Origin of the sequence: Oceanobacillus chungangensis (genome assembly GCF_003369565.1) — a bacterium.
Classification (GTDB): Bacteria; Bacillota; Bacilli; order Bacillales; family Amphibacillaceae; genus Oceanobacillus; species Oceanobacillus chungangensis.
Genome location: NZ_PIOD01000013.1, coordinates 24,219 through 44,043 on the forward strand (window position 1 = coordinate 24,219; position 19,825 = coordinate 44,043).

Genomic DNA, 19,825 nt, shown 5'->3' on the forward strand with positions numbered 1-19,825 from the left:
AGTATATGCCACTTTTAAGTAGCACATACTCTTCTTTAATGATTATTCTGCTGAGCCAACGCTAGCCCATTTGTATTCATATGGTGCTCCGAATGGGTTGATGAAAACACCCTCTACTTTAGGTGAAACTAACTGTGCACGTGAGCTTTGATAGATTGGTGCGATTCCTGCATCTTCAAATAATATCTTCTCTGCTTTGAGGAAGTTCTCGTAGCGTGCAGCATTATCTGTTGCAAGCGTTGAAGCTGTCGCCTTCACTAATTCATCATACTCTGCATTTGAGTAGCCCATGTTATTGTTACCACTATCTGTTGTCCAAAGATTCATGTAAGTAAATGGATCAAGGAAATCTGGACCCCATCTAGAAATTTGTAATTCATAATCCATGTTTGTATCCAAATCAAGTCGTTGTTCTTTTGGTACTTGTTTTAACTTGATTGTTAGACCCGGTAGATTCTTTTGTAATTGATTCGCAATGTATTCTGTCATAACTTTTGTTGTTTGATCATCATCAACTAATAATTCAAGTTCCACTGCATCGGTTCCTAGCTCTTCTAAGCCTTTGTCCCAGAATTCTACTGCAGCTTCTGTGTCGTATGTCATTAGGTCTCCATTAACTGCTCGGAAATCCTCGCCACCATCTGGTAGTGGTGTGAAGTCAGCTGGAATTAAACCATTTGCAACGAATGAACCATTATTAAGAATTTCATCAACTAACGCTTGTTTATCGAACGCTCTACTAATAGCAGCTCGAATATTTTCATTTGCAAGTGCTTCTGTTGTTTTTTGATTGAATTTAATAAAGTAAACAAATGTATCTGCTGCAACAGCATAATCATCATGTGATGCATACTGATCGACTAGATCCGATGTTAAATCAACACGGTCAACTTTACCAGTTTCGTACAAATCAACAGCAGTTTGTGGTTCTTTAATCACTTCAAATGTTAGCTTATCCAATTGGACTGTTTCAGCATCCCAATATTCTTCACTTTTCACAAGTTCCCAAGAGTTACTTGTACTTTTCCAGTTTTCAATCGTGAATGGACCATTTCCTAATACTGTTTCGGAACTCGTAGCAAAGCTATCTCCTTGCTCTTCAACGAATTTCTGATTCAACGGAAAGAATGTACCAAACGATGTAAGTGTTTCAAAGTATGCTGTAGGATTTTCAAGCTCGACAACCAATGTGAAATCGCCGTCTGCTTTTACTCCTAATTCTTCAACTGGTAGCTCTCCGCTACTTACTGCTGTAGCATTTTTAATTACATCATTCATCATATATGGACCATATTCAGAACCAGTATCTGGGTTTACTGCACGTTGCCATGCGTATACGAAGTCATGTGCAGTTACAGGTTCTCCGTTTGCCCACTTGCCGTCTTCACGTAGCGTAAATGTCCATGTCAGCCCATCTTCACTTACTTTATGGTCAGTCGCCATTCCATCTACAGGTGCTGCATTCTCATCTAATCGATATAATCCTTCCATTGTCGCCGCCAAATAGATGAATGAAGATTCATCCGTTGCAAGCGATGGATCCATCGATGGAATCACTTCTGGATTTGTTAAATTAAGTACTTGTTCCCCGTTTTCTGCAGCAGAATCCTCTCCTGCTCCTTCTGCCTTTGGTTTATCTTCTGTATCTCCGCCAGAACATGCAACTACTACACTTAGCAATAATCCAAATACTAGTAGCAGCATCCAATTTTTATTTCTCATTGTAAATCCCCCTTACCTCTATTTTTCTGAAAATTTTCGTTGTTTCCATTAAAAAGAAACTTGTAAGTAATTATACCTAAATATTCTAATTTTGCAAGGGAATTTATTAAAATAATAGAATAATGATTGAATTTAAAAACCTAGAGTATCTATCTACTCTAGGTTTTTAAAGATTCCCTCAATTAAATTTGAATTTTTTTCATTTGTAATTTACTCCACTTATTATTCTCATCCAAAGCTGTAATTGCCGTCGTTATTTGTTCCTCTACCCGGTTTTTTGCCGTTCCACCAGCAACATCTCTTGCATTAACGACAGTCTCTGGAGTTAATACATTAAAAATATCTGAATCAATTAAGTTAGAATACGACTGAAATTCTTCTAATGACATATCTAGTAAATATTTATTTTCATTAATACAAGCTAGCACTACCTGACCAACAACGGCATGCGATTCACGAAATGGCATCCCTTTGCCAACTAAATAATCTGCTAGATCAGTTGCATTTGAAAAATCCTCACGAACAGATGCATACATCTCTTCCTTTTTCACTTTCATTGTCTTAATCATCGGCGCAAAGAGCACCAATGCACCTCTTAGCGTTTCTACTGTATCAAACATTCCTTCTTTGTCTTCTTGCATGTCTTTATTATATGCTAGCGGCAATCCTTTCAAAGTTGTCAGCATCCCCATTAAATGTCCATAAACACGTCCAGTCTTCCCTCGGACAAGCTCTGCAACATCAGGGTTTTTCTTCTGCGGCATCATACTGCTACCTGTTGAGAATGCATCGTCCAATTCAACAAAATTGAACTCTGCACTCGACCATTGAACAATTTCCTCACATAATCTTGATAAATGGGTGGAAATCAAGGATGCATTTGCTAGAAACTCAACAACGAAATCACGGTCACTTACTGCATCTAGACTATTTTCACTTATTCCAAAAAAGCCTAGTTTATCAGCGACAAGCTGCCGATCAATTGGAAAAGTCGTACCAGCTAAAGCACCCGCACCAAGTGGGGATTTATTTACGCGCTTAAAGCTATCCATCAGCCTTTCCACATCACGCTGGAACATAAATACATATGCCATCATATGGTGACCGAATAGTACTGGCTGGGCCCGTTGCAAATGCGTATAACCAGGCATGACCGTATCTAAATTTGCTTTCGCTTGACTTAATAAAGATTCTTGGACACCTGCAATTAGTTGTGTGATTTCAATAATCGCTTCACGTAAATACAGTCGCATATCCAAGGCTACTTGATCATTCCTGCTTCTACCCGTATGCAGCTTTCCACCGACTGAACCAATCTCTTCAATCAGCAATTTTTCTACATTCATATGAATATCTTCATTCTCTGCTGTTAATACTGCTGTTCCATCTTCTATTTTCTTAGCTACTGTTTGTAAACCCATAGCGATAGTATCTGCATCCGTTTCCGGGATAATGCCACAGGCCTTCAGCATTTCTACATGTGCGATACTACCCTGGATATCATATTTTGCTAGTTTCTTATCAAAGTAGATAGATGCTGTATATTCATCAACTAATTGATTTGTTGGCTTCGTAAATCGTCCACCCCATAGTTTCACTTCTTAACAGCTTCCTTTACTCCAAGATTAACTTTGTCCATTGAATTGTCTTTCTTGATGTTAGTGCCATTTACAGCAGCATGTACCTTCGTTGGTAATCCCCATAATTTAATAAAGCCTAATGCCGCCTCGTGATCAAATGCATCTTCTTTATTATAGGTTGCAAGGTCAAAGTCATATAATGAGTTCGCTGATTCACGACCAACCACTTGGGCGCTTCCTTTATATAATTTAACTTTTACCGTACCAGATACATAGGTTTGTGTCTGCTCGATAAATGCTTTTAATGAATCGGTCAACGCTGAGAACCATAGGCCATAATAAACCGTTTGTGCGAATTTCTGCTCAATGATAGGTTTAAATTCTGCCAATTCTCTCGGTAATGTCAATGCCTCTAACTCTTGATGTGCAGCAATTAATGTCAATGCAGCTGGCGCTTCATAAATTTCACGAGACTTAATCCCAACTAAACGATTTTCTACATGATCAATTCTTCCCACTCCATGCTTCCCAGCAATTTCATTCAATTCTAAGATAAGTTCATCCAATGGAAGTGCTTTTCCATCAATCGAAACTGGCTTCCCTTGTTCAAAAGTAAGTTGAATGATTTGCGGTTCATTCGGAGCGTCAACTGGATCAACCGTTAATTCAAATGCTTCCTTTGGAGCCTCTGCCCAAGGATCCTCAAGTACTCCGCATTCATTACTACGTCCCCATAAGTTTTGATCAATACTAAATGGATTATCTAAATCTATCGGAATTGGGATATCATGTGCTTTTGCATATTCGATTTCTTCCTCTCTAGACATCGCCCATTCACGAACAGGTGCAACGATTTGCAGATCCGGATTTAATGCAGTAAAGGCAACATCAAATCTTACTTGGTCATTTCCCTTTCCAGTACAGCCATGTGCAACAGCTGCTGCTCCTTCTTTCTCCGCAATATCTACCAAAATCTTTGAGATTAACGGACGTGATAGCGCAGAGATTAACGGATACTTTCCTTCATATAAAAGATTCGCTTGGAGTGCGGGCAACACGTATTCATTTGCAAAAAGTGATTTTGCATCTATGACATACGATTTAATTGCACCAACATCAAGTGCCTTCTTTTGTACAAAGTCCAAGTCCTTGCCTTCCCCAACATCAAGCGCAACAGCGATAACGTCATAATTATATTTTTCCTGCAGCCAATTAATTGCTACTGAAGTATCTAACCCACCAGAATATGCTAAAACGATCTTTTCTTTCCCCATTTTTATTTTCCCCTCTCACTTTTTACTTTGTATGAATTATTATGCAATATAATGCATAATAATTCAAGTGGTTTTTTAACTATTTTAATTTATTTAACTTATTTATCAAAAGTTATTTGTAATTATGCATTGGCCGAAGCTTTTCTTATCCTGTAAGAGGCTCACCAGCCACCCGCGGGAAGCTTAGTGTATTTCCGGAGCGACTGGTCCGAGAGCATTTGGCAGAGTAACTAAAAATTGAGCCCTTCAAACAAAAAAATCAGGCATTCAAAGTAGACTAACTACCTTGAATGCCTGAATATTGAACATTGTCTTACAGATTGTTTAATGCGTCTGCAATAGGCGTATCCCCAGTAATGAGGTCAAATGACTGACGATATGTCTTTTCTTCATTTAGAGACGCAATAATTGTTCGCGCAACATCTTCACGTGGTACTGAACCCCGCGTTAGACTTTCTGCAACAGTTACCTTTCCTGTGCCTGGTTCATTTAATAATCCGCCAGGGCGAACGATCGTATAATTTAATTCACTCGCTATAAGCTCCTTATCCGCATAGTGTTTCGCGGCCATATAAGGTTTAATTGGACTATCTGCCCAAGCATCGCGATTGTCAGCATTAATTGCACTAACCATCACAAAACGTTTTGCACCGACCTGTTCTGCAGCTTCTATCGATTTTACTGCCCCATCTAAATCGACTAATAGAGTTTTATCTGCTCCAGTATTTCCGCCAGAACCAGCCGAGAAGATTATTGCATCACTGCCTTCCATCGCACCTGCTAGTTGCTCAACTGAACCTTCTAAATTAGCAACAACTGCGTCCACACCTGATTCCTTTAGTGCATCGGCTTGTTCCTCTCTTCGCACCATTGCTTTAAGTGAATGTTCCTCACTTTCTTGTATTAGGCTTACTAAATGTTTGCCAATTTGCCCGTTTGCACCGATTAATAGTATCTTCATTGTAATCTCCCCTTTACGATAAGAATACTTACTCTATTCATTGTTTCAGATTATAGAATTTTAATCAAAGCATGTGCTTAATCGAACTTTGTAACATAATTATGCCATCGCAATCCCCATTTCAGTTGATTGTTCTAAGCCAATCCCAGTAATAATAGAGAAAATACACGAAAAGAAAAGTTACAGCAAAAAAAAGACTGGCTGGCCAGTCTTTCGTTCTTAACCAAATCGACCTGAAATGTAATCTTCCGTACGTGAGTCAGATGGATTTGTAAAAATATTATTTGTATTATCGTATTCAACAACTTTCCCATCAAGGAAGAAAGCAGTTCTATCAGAAATACGAGCTGCTTGTTGCATATTATGTGTAACGATAATGATTGAGTAGTCCTTCTTCAATTCCTGGATTAATTCTTCAATCCGAAGTGTAGATTTAGGATCAAGTGCAGATGTAGGCTCATCCATAAGGATAACGTCAGGCTGAACCGCTAAACAACGAGCGATACATAAACGCTGTTGTTGTCCACCTGAAAGTCCATAGGCATTTTCGTTTAGTCGATCTTTTACTTCATCCCAAATGTAAGCACCACGAAGACTCTTCTCTACCACTTCGTCTAAGATTTTCTTATTACGGATACCATGGATCTTTGGACCGTAAGCAATATTGTCATAGATAGATTTAGGAAATGGATTTGGCTTTTGGAATACCATTCCAACTCTAGTTCTTAAATCCTCTACTTTAAATGACTTATCTAAAATATTCTTCGATTGGTATGTGATTGTACCTGTTGTACGCACTCCAGGAACAAGTTCGACCATACGATTTAATGTCTTGATATATGTTGACTTACCACAACCAGAAGGTCCAATAATTGCTGTAACTTCCTTCTCATATATGGACAAATTGATATCTCTTAATGCATGAGTATCCGAGTACCATAAGTTTAGATCTTTCGTATCATAAACAATGTTGCGTTCAGTGTTTGCCGTATCAACTGCAACATTATCAACTTTCAGCTTTACGGTTGATTTCTTGTTTTCTGATGAAGAACTCATCGTTTTCCACTCCTTAATATCTTATATCCAGCTTCGTTAATAACAAACGAATAATCTATACTTGCTAGTATCACGCATTAATATCTTTGTTGGAATTTATTTCGAATAAAGATAGCAATGGAATTTAGGATAAATAATAGTAAAAGTAATATTATAATCGTTGCTGCTGCTAAGTTTGCATATTCAGCAACTAGTGACGCATCAAGTGTCCAGTAATAAATTTGCATTGGAAGTGCTGTAAATGTATCTAGTAAACCATTCGGGAAAGGAATTAAAAATGCAGGTATACCTAATACAGTTAATGGAGCAGTTTCACCGATCGCACGTGATAGGGATAAAATCGTTCCTGTTAAAATACTCGGTAGAGCTGCAGGTAAAATAACGGTTCTGATTGTTTGCCATTTTGTAGCACCCATTCCATATGAAGCTTCCGATAAATGCTGTGGAACTGCTCGGAGCGCTTCCTGAGCGGAAACAATAAGGATTGGTAATACAAGCAGTGATAATGTTAGCCCACCAGCTAGAACAGCATTACCTAGTCCTAAAAATCTGGAAAATACCGTCAATCCTAAAAGACCATATACAATGGAAGGTACACCAGCCAAATTAGAAATATTTGTCTGGATGAAGTTCTGAAACCATCCTTTTTTAGCATATAACTCCAAATAAATCGCTGAGCCTATCCCAATTATTATTGTAACAGGAATGACTACTAACATCATCCAAGTCGTACCGAGAAGTGCTCCCATAATTCCAGCTCTATCAGGATTTGAAGATAGTTTGGCCGTTAAAAAATTCCAATCCAGCCAGCCAATTCCTTGCATAAGAACTCGAATTAACAGGATTGCAAGGACAACTAGTCCAACTAATGTAGAGAGGAAAAAGATTACTTTCCAAATATTATTTTTACGAACGCGGGCATTCATTCTACCTTCTAATTTGGTTGCATCAATTTGTTTCATAATTAATATTCCTCCCTAAATTTACGAGAGACATATCTTGCAAGTAAATTCATAATAAGTGTAAATACAAATAGTGTTAACGCAACAGCATATAAGCTATAGTATATTGTCGTCCCAGCAGCTGCTTCCCCACCAGAGACCTCAACAATATACGCAGTCATCGTCTGCATAGATTGTGTAATGTCAAATGTAAAGTTTTTGGAACTACCACTTGCAATCGTAACAATCATTGTTTCACCAATAGCACGCGAAATACCAAGAACAAATGATGCAATAATTCCTGATAACGCTGCAGGCAATACTACTTTAATTGTTGTTTCAAGTTTAGTTGCTCCCATAGCGAGTGATCCTTCGCGCATTGCATTCGGAACGGATGTCATCGCATCTTCAGATAATGATGCAATCATTGGGATGATCATTACACCCATAACAAGACCAGGACTGAGTATATTCGTAGCTTCGACACCAGGAAATATGGATCGTATTAGAGGTGTTACAAAGGTGAATGCGAAAAAACCGTACACAATTGTCGGTATCCCTGCAAGTACTTCTAATAGTGGTTTGATTACTCTTCTAACTCTTTCGGATGCATATTCACTTAAATAAATTGCAGACATTAGCCCAATTGGACCAGCTACAAGCATCGCAATAATAGTTGATATAATAGTACCATTTATTAATGGTAGAACTCCGAATTCAGGGTTCTGACTTAAAGGCTTCAATACTGTTCCAGTAAAGAATTCCCAGATTGGAACTATTTTAAAGAATTCAATTGCTTCACTAATTAATGTAAGAACAATTCCTATTGTCGTAAGAACTGAAATAAATGCAATAATAAATAGAATTGCTGGAATAGCCTTCTCTAAATAATTAGAGAAACTTTTCTTTTGCTTATTTTTTGCAATCATTTCACCGACGTCAACAGCATTCTTCTTGTTTAAACCGCTGTTTGTTGCCATATTTTGTGTGGCACTCCTTCCGCAACATTGCTTAAAAACTCAGAATAAGATGAGAGCAACGCATTAGTTAGCTCTCATCTTATTAGATTATATATTAATTTACTATGAAATGCTATTGATTATTTAATTGCTTCTAATTCTTCTAGTAATGCTTTTGCTTCTTCATCTGGAATTGGTGCGAAACCAGTTTCTCCAGCGAAAGTATTTGTATTTTCCATTACATATTTAGCATAATCAAGCACTTCTGGTTTATCTTTAGCATGATTTACATTTAGGTAAGTAAATACTGGACGAGTGAAGTTAGCATAAGGACCTTCTTCACCAATAGTATCAAGTGATGGAACAACTGCACCTTCACCAAAGTCAATACCTACTGCATTAATTTTTTCTTTGTTGCTATTATAGTAACCAAATCCGAAGAATCCAATTGCATTTTTATCTTCTGCTACAAGCGTTACAAGTGTTGAGTAATCTTGTTGAAGATCAATATCACTAACTAAATCTTGTTCTTCAAGAATGTTTTCATAGAAGAATTCATAAGTACCATGGTTTTCATTTGGTCCGTAAGTTTGAATCTTTTCTTCTGGCCATTCTGGATTAATGTCAGACCAGTTTGTTGCTGTACCAAGGAAAATATCTTTAACTTGTTGTTCAGTAAGTTCTTTAGCCCAGTCATTATCTGGGTTAGTTACAATTGTTAAACCGTCTAATGCTACTTTAAGTTCTTTTACTTCGATTCCAAGATCATCAGCTTTCGCTTGTTCTTCATCTTTAATTTCACGAGAAGCATCATTAAAGTCTGTTCCATCTTCTGCTAGGAATTTTTCAAATCCAGCACCTGTACCTGCACGACTTACTTCTACAGATACACCTGGTTGGTCAACTGACATATATTCTTCAGCAATTCTTTGCATTAATGGGAAAACAGTTCCTGAACCATCAATTACAACGCTACCTTCTAATTCTTCAGATCCAGCGTCTTCTGATGCTGTACCTTCTTCAGTTCCTTTATCCTCTGTATCTGTTTCGCCTTTGTCCGCTCCTCCGCATGCTACAAGCACAATTGCAAGTGCTGCTACTACTAGGAACATAAGATACTTTTTGAAATTCATGACTAAATGTCCTCCCTATTGTGAACTATTTATTTTCGAGCCGCTTTTTGCTCTCAATTGATAGTATAGTGGGTAAATATTAAGATTGTGTGTACTGAATGTAAAGGTTTTGTAAATTTATGTAGAAAAAGTCCCCCTAATTTCGTAGAATTTTGTAAAAAAACGCGTCATTTATCCCTAATTAACCAGCAATACTATCATGTCCTTATATCATTTGCACTATTTTATTTGTTATACTTACATTTGTTAATTAATTTCTATTAGGAGTGGAAATACGTTGCTTACCTTTTATAAAATCGTGTTTCAGATAGTCATATTGTATTTATTCTTTCTATTAGGTGAGTGGATTCAGCAGTCACTTCATCTATTTATCCCTGGAAGTGTAATCGGAATGATCATTCTCTTCCTTTTATTGCTATTAAATGTAGTCAAACTGTCTTGGATTGATTTAGGATCCAAGTTTATTATTAGACATTTAGCCTTGCTTTTCATACCTGTAACGGTAGGTGTTATTGAATATCTCAACTTATTCAAAGGTGATGGCCTTATTTTGGTTTTCATCGTAATTATTAGTACATTACTCGTTATGATTAGCTCTGGTCTTTTGAGCCAATGGCTAGTGCAGAGAAAGGAAATAAAAAATGACTAACCTTTATATCGGTTCTATCGCAATCATAGGAACTGTAATCCTTTATATTCTATCCGCAAAAATTCATGATCGATTTGCTAAACCCTATACAATACCAGTGCTCACCTCTACTGTTTGCATCGTTATCATCTTGCTCATTTCAGACATCCCCTATGCTGCATATATGACTGGCGGAAGATGGATAAATGAATTTCTTGGGCCTGCAGTTGTTGCTCTTGCCTATCCACTTTACATGCAACGTCATACAATTATAAAACTGTTAATTCCTATCTTAAGTGGAATCATTGCCGGCGCAGTTATTGGCGTTCTGTCTGGTGTTTTTCTCGCTAAATGGACAGGATTCAGTGATGAGATTATCGCTACTATCAGCACAAAGTCTGTTACTACACCAGTTTCAATGGCAATTACGGAATCCATCGGCGGTATTCGTCCGTTAGCAGCTATCCTAGTTATTATTGCTGGTATTAGTGGGGCAGTTCTGAACGATTTGCTTTTCAAACTCTTCAAAATCCACCATTATATTGCCAAAGGTATCGCTTTAGGTAGTGCATCGCATGCTATTGGCACGGCTACATCAATGGAAAAAAGCCTTATCCAGGGTTCTGTTAGTTCTATAGCGATGGTCATTAGTGCGATAACCGTTTCAATAATTACTCCCGGAATAATTACATTTTTGGTGTAGACACTATCTCATTTTTTGCATAAACAGGGCAGTATTATTACTTACACACCCTGTTTATACTAACATTTCAATTTAAAAGTTCATTTATCTTCATTAGTTTTGTGAGATACAAATTCATTCGGCAAATCTCCACCAACGGAATTATGATTCTTGTACTGGCTCTTTCTTCCATTCCGATGCTCTCCACTATTTTCATTTTCTTTAAACTGCCTGTTTTTCTGTTCTTTATTTGTCATGCAATCCCTCCTTATTGACTCGGTTTAGTTTAAGGAGATTATTATTATTTATACACTTCATTTCCACCTTGCAAAAATATCATTATATATCCACCCCAAAATCAAATTCCGATTCGATTGTAATAGTGACCATTGATTAGATGATAGATGTTTTCTGAGTAACTATAAGAAATCAAATGCCCTTGGACCAATCGCTCCGAAAATACACTACGTTGAAGAGTGAGCTAGCTATTATTTAATCACCTCTAAATAAGACGAGAAGACATTTCCGTCATTCCTGGAGTTGGTTTTGTAGCAGAGGACAGGAGAACAGCGGAAATCAAATTTCATCCAGTTGACAGTTTATAATATCAGCATCAATGAATATGGGGTTATATCCGAAACAAAAAGGAGGACAAGTGTGGAATATTAGTAAAAATAGATATAAATCTAAAATATTTTTGTTTAAAACGATAAAGGTAAAGAAAATTAATAAGAATGGAGGAATTTAACTATGAAACTTTATTTAGATCCAGGCCATGGAGGTTCTGATCCTGGTGCTAGTGGAAATGGTTTAAAGGAAAAGGATATTAATATAGATATCGCACTTCGAATTCGCAGCCTCCTGACAACAAATTATGAAAATGTCCAAGTAAGAATGAGCCGTACAAACGATAGCACGAAGAGCTTACAACAACGAACAAATGAAGCGAACAGATGGAGAGCGGATTTTTATATGTCTATTCACTGTAATTCATTTAATGGAGTTGCTAATGGTTATGAAGACTATATACACAATCTGCTATCCGATCAATCTAGAACAGCAAACTACCAAGATATTCTGCATGACGAGATTATTAAAGTTAACAGGCTCAATAATCGCGGCCAAAAAAAGGCGAATTTCCATGTTTTACGTGAATCAACAATGGATGCATTTTTATCTGAAAATGGATTTATCGATAATAGTAAAGATGCGGCTCTAATGAAACAAACCTCATGGCGCCAGAAAGTTGCTGAAGGGCATGTAAATGGTTTGGTTAAGGCCTTTAAATTAAATAGAAAAACAACAAATCCAAGTCCGGGTGACCCCAGCAATCCTAATACACTCTTTAAGGTTATTGCAGGCTCATTCAAATCAAAGAAGAATGCCGATGCGCGCGTTACCTTCCTTAAAGGAAAGGGAGTTGAAGCTTTTGTAACTACTGCAACTATTTCAAATGAACGCTGGTATCGTGTACAAGCTGGAGCATTTTCTAATCGTAAGAATGCAGAAGAACGTTTGAATACAATAGAGAATACAGGCGTAGACGCGTTTATTGAAATCTAAAAAGTGAAAAAACCTTTTTGTCTAAAGGCAGTAAGGTTTTTTCATTACATATGAAAGTGTGGATTATCATTTCCGCATTCCGCACAAACACTCATGCTCCTAGCACCCCCTCTTATGTCGGATTGCTCTTTTGCGCTTACATATTTAGAATCTAATCCCCATACTTTTGAAATATTACGATTCAATAACATTAACGAAACAAACAGAATACGATACAAGCATACCTTAATTCCCTTTTTAAAATGAGGAGCTGTAAATGCCGTAGTAAGGAGAATTCCCACAGGTTTATACCTTTTAGATGTTGTGCGAATCTATAAGTCTAATTGTTTGACCGTATATTATGTTTAGTGTATAATAAGTGGTCGCTACAATAATAAATTGAAATAAAAAATATGAGGTGAGAAAGTGAAGAAATTTATATCATCAAAGATGGGATTCTTCGCGATCGCTCTAGTTCTTTTTTGGATTAAAACGTATATCATTTATTTAATAGAGTTTGACTTAGGGGTTAGTAATGGAATGCAGCAATTTCTATTATTCTTAAATCCTCTAAGCTCAGGGTTGATATTTCTAGGACTAGCTTTGTTCGCGAAAGGCAAGAAAGTTGGAATATGGATTATCATAATAGAAGCAGTATTAAGCTTTTTAATGTATTCAAATGTTGTTTTTTATCGCTTTAATAGTGATTTTATTACCGTTGCAGTACTAATGCAAACAGAAAACTTTGGCAGCCTTGGTGGTAGTATCGTCAGTCTAATGGAATGGCGTGATCTTTTATACACACTTGATATTATCATACTGATTGTATTATTTAAGAAATTGAATATAAATTGGACTGCTGTTCGTACTAAAGCACGCAAGCCGATTACGGTTTTAGCTGCTGGTATTCTTATATTCACAATCAATCTCGGTCTTGCTGAAATCGATCGACCACAATTATTAGAACGTACTTTTGACCGAAACTATTTAGTGAAGTATCTAGGAATATATAACTTCACAATTTATGATACTATTCAAAGCACAAAATCATCTACACAGCGGGTTTTCGCTGATAGTAATGATATTACAGAAGTAGAGAATTACACAAAATCTAAATATGCTAAACCTAATGCCGAATTCTTTGGTAAAGGTGCAGGCAAGAATATTATTAAGATCCATCTTGAATCTTTTCAGTCATTCCTAATTGATTATGAATTACACGGAGAAGAAGTAACTCCATTTCTAAATTCATTAGTACATGACGAGAGCTTGGATTACACGTATTTCGATAATTTCTTCCATCAAACAGAGCAAGGTAAAACTGCCGATGCAGAATTAATTATGGATAACTCTCTATATGGGCTACCACAAGGATCAGCCTTCTCAACTAAAGGGAATAACACTTATCAGGCATTGCCTGCAATTTTGAGTCAACAACAAGGATATACAAGCGGGATATTCCATGGTGATGGAAAATCATTCTGGAATCGCGACGAAGTATACAAAAGCTTTGGCGTAGATGAATTTTATCACGAAGATTATTATGATATGAGTGAAGAAAATGTCATCAATTATGGTTTAAAGGATAAACCTTTCTTTGAGCAATCAATGCCATATTTAGAAGAAATGGCCCAACCATTCTATGCACATATGATGACTCTAACAAACCATCATCCATATTTAATAGATGAAGAGGAAGCTAGTCTTGCACCAGCTGAGACCGGCGACGGATCTGTTGACAGGTATTTCCAAACTGCTCGTTATTTAGATGAGTCATTAGAACAATTCTTTAATGATTTAAAAGAAGCAGGTTTATATGAAGATTCGATTATTATGATTTACGGTGACCATTACGGTATCTCTGATAATCATAACCGTGCAATGTCTGAAATTATTGGTGAAGAAATTACACCATTAAAGAACGCAGAATTACAACGTGTACCATTTATGATTCGCGTTCCTGGAGTAGATGGTCAAGGTACGAATCACGAATATAGCAGCATGGTAGATGTTGTACCGACATTATTGCATATTCTTGGAATTGATTCTCTAGACTATATTGTTTTTGGTACTGATATGTTCTCTGAGGATCATAAAGAGTTTGTACCTTTCAGAAATGGTGACTTTATCACTGAAAAATATAGCTCTATAAGAGGAGTATATTACGACAACGAAACAAAAGAAGTAATTGAAGAACCAACGGAAGAGATAAAAGCAATGAAAGAAACTGTTCTTCATGAATTAGAGCTTTCCGATAAAGTAATGTATGGTGATTTATTACGATTCTATACACCAAATAAAGATTGGACACCTGTTGATGTAAATGACTATTTCTATGTTAAAGAAGAAGCCGAAACAGAATAGTTTCCTAGTCACTTACCGCGTTTTGTCTAATTAGTTAAGAGCAGTTATCTTCTTAAGAAGGTAGCTGCTCTTTTTGCTTTTCATTCTAATTCTATTCTTACAAATTCTATATTCGATCATCGAACCCTAATTTTATTTTTTTCCATCGTTTAATCTTCTAGCTTCTTCTGGACTTGACATTTTTGCTCTCCCTTTAAAACGAAGACCAACATCTCGGTCTGATTCTACACGTCCACTTTCCTTTAATTTCTTTTCTTGACGATCTCTTCCCATGTTAACACCTCCTAATTTTAACATGGGTTATTTAACTAATATTTATTCACTGTGTCATCAATGCTTTAATAATAATAAAAAAGAGCCACTCTACTCAGCATGAGCGGCTAATACCTTTTCTCTTTATCTTCTTCCAACATAACTCCCATTCACCTGCTTAACGAATTCCTTAAGCAATCCAGGTAAGTCAGGCCATGCATGACCTGAAATAAGGTTCCCATCGACATGATTGGATTCCTCGATGTATTTCGCTCCAGCAGCTTCCACTTCCGGTTTGCAAGCAATGTATGCCGTTAATTTCCTTCCCTGTAAATATTCCCTAACCGTTGTCAATACAAGACTTGCATGACAAACAGCGGCAATAGGCTTGTCTGCTTCAAAGAAGTGACTAACAATTCCCGGAACATGCTCGTTAAGACGAATATGCTCTGGTGCACGACCTCCAGGGATAATTAAGCCATCATAGTTCTCCGGATTGACATCAGCAAAAGAAGCAGTTGCCTCAATTAAATACCCTTTACTTTCCGTATACGTCTCCCAACCGATAAAATCGTGGATTACCGTATGCAGCTTTTTAGCTGACGGGGCAGCAATCGTTACCTCATACCCCTCTTCCAAACAACGATAATAAGGATAGTAAATTTCCAAAGACTCTACAGCATCACCAGCAAGAATTAATACCTTCTTCGTCATAATATTCCCTCCAAATATAAAATGGTCGTTGCTTAGTTACTATATTCTATAATGGACAAGGAAAGTCCTACGCGAAATTCCAACAAAATTCTAAACTAGGTATCCTCCACCCTCTTCCTTCATATAATTAATGAACAAATAGGTAGGAGGTGACAAACATGGGAAACAGCTTGATTAAAATCTCCGTAATCTACTTTCTTATCGGAATTACACTCGGGCTCTATATGTCAATTGGGCATGATTATGTATTAACAGGAGTTCATGTTCACATCAATTTACTCGGTTGGGTGTCTCTTGCGATTGCTGGTATCTTTTATAAACTTTTTCCTCACCTTGCCCAAACTGCAACAGCGAAGGTTCACTTTTGGTTACACAACATTGGTCTACCTGTTATGATGATCTCTCTCGCATTTGTAGTAACGGGTACTGGTGGAGTTTTCACTACATTATTATCCATTGGTGGCGTTGTAACTGTCCTTGCAATATATTTCTTCGCGTTCAATATATTGAGCAATTTAAATAAAACGTCTTAAAGCCATGCCGTGCCACACTTCTTTGAGTGGTACGGCATTTTCAAGTGTTAATATTGGAAATATTATTTAAATTTATTTATGATAGGAGGTAATAAGAATAAAGGTGGGATAGCATGGTTGAGAGAGTAGAATTGGGAAAAACGGGGTTGTATGTCCATCCAATTGGACTAGGGGCTAACAAAATCGGCGAAGAGGATAAAGAAACAAATACCGACTATGGAGGAAAGATCATTAACGCTGCAATCGAAAGTGGCCTCAATTTCATTGATACAGCATACATATATGGAAAAGGTCTTTCAGAAGAAATTATCGGTAAAACATTGAAAGAGAATAGGAATAGAAAGAACGTTATATTAGCAACAAAAGGGGCACATCGGTTCGAGGGGGACAAAATGATTGTCGATAATTCTCCCGCATTTCTTATACAAACAGTAGAAGAGAGTTTAAAAAGACTGCAAACAGATGTAATTGATCTATTCTATATTCACTTCCCTGACATAGAAACACCGAAGTATGAAGCAATCGGTACATTACAGCGATTAAAAGAATCCGGGAAAATTAGGTCCATCGGGGTCTCAAATTTTTCATTTGAACAGCTTAAAGAAGCAAATCAAGATGGATACATTGATGTGGTCCAGGACGAGTATAATCTCATTAATCGTAAAGCAGAAACAGCATTATTCCCATTTTTCTTAGATAACAATATCTCATTTATCCCCTATTACCCATTAGCATCAGGTCTTCTAGCAGGGAAATACAGACACGACACCGTTTTTAGTGAAAGACAAAAATCCCGACCACAATTTCAAGATGATGTCTACTTCAATTATTTAGAAAAGGTTGATAAATTTAGAGCAATTGCGGATAAACATAATGTAGATGTTGCGCATATTGTCTTAGCATTCTATTTAACAAGGGAAACAATTGATTCCGTTATTCCGGGAGCAAGAAACAGACAGCAAATTGAAGATAATTTAAAAGCTGCTGAAGTGAAGCTCACAAAAGAAGATATTCAGTTTATTGATGATATTTTTCCTGTTTAAAACTAAAACTCGGAATCAGTGGGTCCTGATCCCGAGTTTTAGTCTGCTTAACGAATCCCACGTTTATATTGAACAGGTGGTGTTACCTTTCCAGTAACAGCCTTTATTGCATGAAGTGCCCAGTATGGATCATTCAGCATCCCCCTCGCAACTGCAATTAAATCTGCGTCACTATTAGCGACAGTCGCTTCGGCAACTAGTGGGTCACTTAATTTCCCTACCGCAATTACTGGCACGTTTAATGCTTCTTTAAACGCCCGAGCGAACGGCACCTGATATGCCGGGTGATTAGCAGGTTTCAACTCTCCTGGTAGCCCCTCTCCACCGCTAGAAATATGAAACATATCAACGCCAGCCTCTTTAAAACGCTTCGCTATTTCAATCGCATGTTCAATTTTGTAGCCACCATCAATATATTCAATTGCCGACAGTCTCAGGATCAAAGGCATATCAGCAGGAATCACACTTTTTACTGCTTGAATTACTTCTAAACCAAACCTTGCCAGGTCCTCACCATACTCATCTTTACGATTGTTAATACTTGGCGACATAAATTGATGAAGCAAGTATCCATGTGCTCCATGAAGTTCGATGGTATCAAATCCAGCTTCAACAGCACGCCTCGCAGCATCTTTAAATTGAATGACAAGTTCTTTCACTTCTTCTGTTGTTAACGCTCTTGGTCGTTTTAGCTTTCCATTGATACTTTCTTCAGCAAGAACTTCGACTGGAATATCAGATGCACCTACTGGCTGTTCTGCATCCTCTGCTTTACGACCTGCATGGGCGATTTGAATACCAATCTTTGCACCATACTTATGAACCTCATCAACAATTCTTCTATAAGCTGGTACATGTTCATCTGACCATAATCCTAAATCACCGTTTGTAATTCGACCCTCTGGATCAACATCCGTCATCTCCACAATAATAAGCCCTGTACCGCCAATTGCCCTTGATACATAATGAACGAAATGCCAATCATTCGGCATCCCATCCTCTGTATCAACGGAATACTGACACATCGGCGCCATCACAATTCTATTTTTTAATTCTAAACCCTTTATTTTATATGGTGTAGGCAATGTAGCCATTCATTTCTCCTCCCTTAATGCTTATGCGTGCAATTTTATATATTGAACATATAAAAGTCAACAGAACTGTTTATCTACGAAATTTGTTAGACGGCAATAAATAAGTCGACTAACAAAAGGAATAAATCTTCATTATCTACTACCCTGAAATAAAAAGAAATTGTATACTAGTAAAGGCACCAAATCTTCAATATTTTATAAAAAAAACATCAATAACCAATAGTGTTCAGTAGAAAATGAAAGGCGGATGAAATGGCTATTTTAATCATGAAAGATATAGAGAAACATGAAAAGGATACGATATTATTTCCTTCTTTTCATTTAGAGATTGCTGCAAGTGAGATAACCGCAGTTTACTCAACATTAAATGTTCGCAGTACAATTCTAGACATGCTAACCGGAAGCATACCCTCCATTAATGGCAGTATAATGATAAATGGTGTAACACTTGCTAATAAAAAGAGCGATTACTTCTCACAGGTGGGAATCTGTTATTTTGAAGATGGACTATATGAGAGACTCACTATCAAGGATTATTTCATGTTTATTGGTCGTTTATATGGATTCAACCAACAATATGATTCAATTTTCCGAATAACGCAGCTACATGAGAAAAGAAATAAACAAATTAAGGAACTAACGTTCTCGGAAAAAAAGCGGGTGCATTACGGAAAATTATTAATTCAGTCCCCCCCTCTATTTATCTTCGAGGAACCCGATTTGAATGTTGATATGGAAACGAAGCGTATTTTTATTAGCATCACAAAGCGATTGCAGGAAGAGAAAAAAGCGGTTCTGCTTTTAACCGGGAATATGGAAACCGCGATCACGATTGCCGATAACGTTTATCGACTAGATGAAAATGGCTTGCGATTAATTCAGACTGAGAACGCAGAGCAAACTATGGAATTATCAGAAGATGAACCAAATGAGGACAATAAGGATAAGGAACCACAACCAATTCAATTTAATAAAATTCCTACAAAAGTAAATGACAAAATCGTTTTATTTGATCCACCGGAAATTGACTACATTGAAAGTAATGACGGACAAGCAAATATTTACATAAAAGGAGAAGCCTTCACAAGTTCACTAACATTAGCGAATTTAGAAGAGCGGCTACAGTATGTTGGATTTTTCAGATGCCATCGTTCATATATCGTCAATTTACAAAAAGTACGAGAAGTAATCACTTGGACACGAAATAGTTATAGTTTGGTTCTAGATGACAGGGAAAAGACACAAATTCCCTTATCCAAGACGAAAATGGCGGAGTTAAAGGATTTATTGGGCCTAAAATAAGCTCCATTCACCCCGAAATTTACTCTTTTCACGGGAATTATAATG

At 37.0% G+C, this 19,825-nt stretch carries 19 protein-coding genes; 7 read left to right on the forward strand and 12 right to left on the reverse strand.

The features are described 5' to 3' along the window. Positions 1–42: 42 nt before the first annotated feature. The 8 genes from CWR45_RS12305 to CWR45_RS12340 all read right to left on the reverse strand — a co-directional run bounded on the left by CWR45_RS12305 (position 43) and on the right by CWR45_RS12340 (position 9,626). Positions 43–1,722 (reverse strand): peptide ABC transporter substrate-binding protein, encoded by a 1,680-nt coding sequence (locus tag CWR45_RS12305; protein ID WP_115750172.1) that lies wholly within the window; start codon positions 1,720–1,722, stop codon positions 43–45. A gap of 182 nt (positions 1,723–1,904) precedes the next feature. Continuing rightward, a complete protein-coding gene (gene argH / locus CWR45_RS12310) occupies positions 1,905–3,320 on the reverse strand; it encodes an argininosuccinate lyase (protein WP_115750173.1) in 1,416 nt (471 codons plus the stop codon). Next, on the reverse strand, positions 3,317–4,576 hold the full coding sequence (locus CWR45_RS12315; protein WP_115750174.1) for an argininosuccinate synthase: 1,260 nt from the start codon (positions 4,574–4,576) through the stop codon (positions 3,317–3,319). The genes argH and CWR45_RS12315 overlap by 4 nt, the downstream gene beginning before the upstream one ends. Before the next feature lie 313 nt (positions 4,577–4,889). Further along, on the reverse strand, positions 4,890–5,537 hold the full coding sequence (locus tag CWR45_RS12320; protein ID WP_115750175.1) for an SDR family oxidoreductase: 648 nt from the start codon (positions 5,535–5,537) through the stop codon (positions 4,890–4,892). 219 nt (positions 5,538–5,756) lie between these two features. Beyond that, the gene (gene pstB, locus CWR45_RS12325) at positions 5,757–6,593 is read right to left on the reverse strand and encodes a phosphate ABC transporter ATP-binding protein PstB (RefSeq protein ID WP_115750176.1); all 837 of its coding nucleotides are present in this window, start codon (positions 6,591–6,593) and stop codon (positions 5,757–5,759) included. Between the two features lie 77 nt (positions 6,594–6,670). Further along, complete coding sequence (gene pstA, locus CWR45_RS12330) at positions 6,671–7,555, reverse strand: phosphate ABC transporter permease PstA (protein ID WP_115750177.1); 885 nt, start codon at positions 7,553–7,555, stop codon at positions 6,671–6,673. A gap of 2 nt (positions 7,556–7,557) precedes the next feature. After that, positions 7,558–8,514: a phosphate ABC transporter permease subunit PstC gene (pstC, locus tag CWR45_RS12335; RefSeq protein WP_115750178.1), complete on the reverse strand. Its 957-nt coding sequence runs from the start codon at positions 8,512–8,514 to the stop codon at positions 7,558–7,560. Between the two features lie 119 nt (positions 8,515–8,633). Then, positions 8,634–9,626, reverse strand: a complete 993-nt coding sequence (locus tag CWR45_RS12340; protein ID WP_115750179.1) for a PstS family phosphate ABC transporter substrate-binding protein — start codon at positions 9,624–9,626, stop codon at positions 8,634–8,636. 277 nt (positions 9,627–9,903) lie between these two features. On the opposite strand from CWR45_RS12340, the gene CWR45_RS12345 reads away from it, so the two are divergent. Continuing rightward, positions 9,904–10,275 (forward strand): CidA/LrgA family protein, encoded by a 372-nt coding sequence (locus tag CWR45_RS12345; RefSeq protein WP_115750180.1) that lies wholly within the window; start codon positions 9,904–9,906, stop codon positions 10,273–10,275. Then, positions 10,268–10,957 carry an LrgB family protein gene (locus tag CWR45_RS12350; protein ID WP_115750181.1) on the forward strand — a complete coding sequence of 230 codons (690 nt, stop codon included), beginning with the start codon at positions 10,268–10,270 and terminating at the stop codon, positions 10,955–10,957. The genes CWR45_RS12345 and CWR45_RS12350 overlap by 8 nt, the downstream gene beginning before the upstream one ends. A gap of 80 nt (positions 10,958–11,037) precedes the next feature. Here the strand turns inward: CWR45_RS12350 and CWR45_RS19850 are convergent, their stop codons facing one another. Further along, complete coding sequence (locus CWR45_RS19850) at positions 11,038–11,193, reverse strand: hypothetical protein (RefSeq protein ID WP_170138853.1); 156 nt, start codon at positions 11,191–11,193, stop codon at positions 11,038–11,040. A gap of 493 nt (positions 11,194–11,686) precedes the next feature. Between CWR45_RS19850 and CWR45_RS12355 the strand changes: the two genes are divergently transcribed. Together CWR45_RS12355 and ltaS are read left to right on the forward strand one after the other, a co-directional pair. Further along, on the forward strand, positions 11,687–12,499 hold the full coding sequence (locus tag CWR45_RS12355; protein WP_115750182.1) for an N-acetylmuramoyl-L-alanine amidase: 813 nt from the start codon (positions 11,687–11,689) through the stop codon (positions 12,497–12,499). Positions 12,500–12,904: 405 nt separating this feature from the next. Further along, entirely contained in the window at positions 12,905–14,842 is a 1,938-nt protein-coding gene (gene ltaS, locus CWR45_RS12360; RefSeq protein WP_211315970.1) for a lipoteichoic acid synthase, read from the forward strand. A 132-nt stretch (positions 14,843–14,974) separates the two neighbouring features. On the opposite strand, the gene CWR45_RS12365 is transcribed toward ltaS, so the two are convergent. Continuing rightward, a complete protein-coding gene (locus tag CWR45_RS12365; protein ID WP_115750183.1) occupies positions 14,975–15,115 on the reverse strand; it encodes a YpzI family protein in 141 nt (46 codons plus the stop codon). A gap of 123 nt (positions 15,116–15,238) precedes the next feature. Then, complete coding sequence (locus CWR45_RS12370) at positions 15,239–15,808, reverse strand: DJ-1/PfpI family protein (RefSeq protein WP_115750184.1); 570 nt, start codon at positions 15,806–15,808, stop codon at positions 15,239–15,241. A 158-nt stretch (positions 15,809–15,966) separates the two neighbouring features. On the opposite strand from CWR45_RS12370, the gene CWR45_RS12375 reads away from it, so the two are divergent. Together CWR45_RS12375 and CWR45_RS12380 are read left to right on the forward strand one after the other, a co-directional pair. Further along, a complete protein-coding gene (locus CWR45_RS12375; protein WP_115750185.1) occupies positions 15,967–16,341 on the forward strand; it encodes a cytochrome-c oxidase in 375 nt (124 codons plus the stop codon). Positions 16,342–16,454: 113 nt separating this feature from the next. Next, complete coding sequence (locus tag CWR45_RS12380; RefSeq protein ID WP_115750186.1) at positions 16,455–17,384, forward strand: aldo/keto reductase; 930 nt, start codon at positions 16,455–16,457, stop codon at positions 17,382–17,384. 47 nt (positions 17,385–17,431) lie between these two features. Here CWR45_RS12380 and CWR45_RS12385 read toward each other — a convergent pair whose 3' ends face one another. Next, positions 17,432–18,478 carry an NADH:flavin oxidoreductase/NADH oxidase gene (locus CWR45_RS12385; RefSeq protein ID WP_115750187.1) on the reverse strand — a complete coding sequence of 349 codons (1,047 nt, stop codon included), beginning with the start codon at positions 18,476–18,478 and terminating at the stop codon, positions 17,432–17,434. A 252-nt stretch (positions 18,479–18,730) separates the two neighbouring features. Between CWR45_RS12385 and CWR45_RS12390 the strand changes: the two genes are divergently transcribed. After that, a complete protein-coding gene (locus tag CWR45_RS12390) occupies positions 18,731–19,780 on the forward strand; it encodes a LytTR family transcriptional regulator DNA-binding domain-containing protein (RefSeq protein ID WP_115750188.1) in 1,050 nt (349 codons plus the stop codon). The last annotated feature ends 45 nt before the right edge of the window (positions 19,781–19,825 follow it).

Coding starts and splice junctions, on each gene's coding strand:
- CWR45_RS12305 (WP_115750172.1), bottom strand. CDS start 1,722: ATGAGAAATAAAAATTGGATGCTGCTACTAGTATTTGGATTATTGCTA.
- CWR45_RS12315 (WP_115750174.1), bottom strand. CDS start 4,576: ATGGGGAAAGAAAAGATCGTTTTAGCATATTCTGGTGGGTTAGATACT.
- CWR45_RS12320 (WP_115750175.1), bottom strand. CDS start 5,537: ATGAAGATACTATTAATCGGTGCAAACGGGCAAATTGGCAAACATTTA.
- pstB (WP_115750176.1), bottom strand. CDS start 6,593: ATGAGTTCTTCATCAGAAAACAAGAAATCAACCGTAAAGCTGAAAGTT.
- pstA (WP_115750177.1), bottom strand. CDS start 7,555: ATGAAACAAATTGATGCAACCAAATTAGAAGGTAGAATGAATGCCCGC.
- pstC (WP_115750178.1), bottom strand. CDS start 8,514: ATGGCAACAAACAGCGGTTTAAACAAGAAGAATGCTGTTGACGTCGGT.
- CWR45_RS12340 (WP_115750179.1), bottom strand. CDS start 9,626: ATGAATTTCAAAAAGTATCTTATGTTCCTAGTAGTAGCAGCACTTGCA.
- CWR45_RS12350 (WP_115750181.1), top strand. CDS start 10,268: ATGACTAACCTTTATATCGGTTCTATCGCAATCATAGGAACTGTAATC.
- CWR45_RS19850 (WP_170138853.1), bottom strand. CDS start 11,193: ATGACAAATAAAGAACAGAAAAACAGGCAGTTTAAAGAAAATGAAAAT.
- CWR45_RS12355 (WP_115750182.1), top strand. CDS start 11,687: ATGAAACTTTATTTAGATCCAGGCCATGGAGGTTCTGATCCTGGTGCT.
- CWR45_RS12365 (WP_115750183.1), bottom strand. CDS start 15,115: ATGGGAAGAGATCGTCAAGAAAAGAAATTAAAGGAAAGTGGACGTGTA.
- CWR45_RS12370 (WP_115750184.1), bottom strand. CDS start 15,808: ATGACGAAGAAGGTATTAATTCTTGCTGGTGATGCTGTAGAGTCTTTG.
- CWR45_RS12375 (WP_115750185.1), top strand. CDS start 15,967: ATGGGAAACAGCTTGATTAAAATCTCCGTAATCTACTTTCTTATCGGA.
- CWR45_RS12380 (WP_115750186.1), top strand. CDS start 16,455: ATGGTTGAGAGAGTAGAATTGGGAAAAACGGGGTTGTATGTCCATCCA.
- CWR45_RS12385 (WP_115750187.1), bottom strand. CDS start 18,478: ATGGCTACATTGCCTACACCATATAAAATAAAGGGTTTAGAATTAAAA.
- CWR45_RS12390 (WP_115750188.1), top strand. CDS start 18,731: ATGGCTATTTTAATCATGAAAGATATAGAGAAACATGAAAAGGATACG.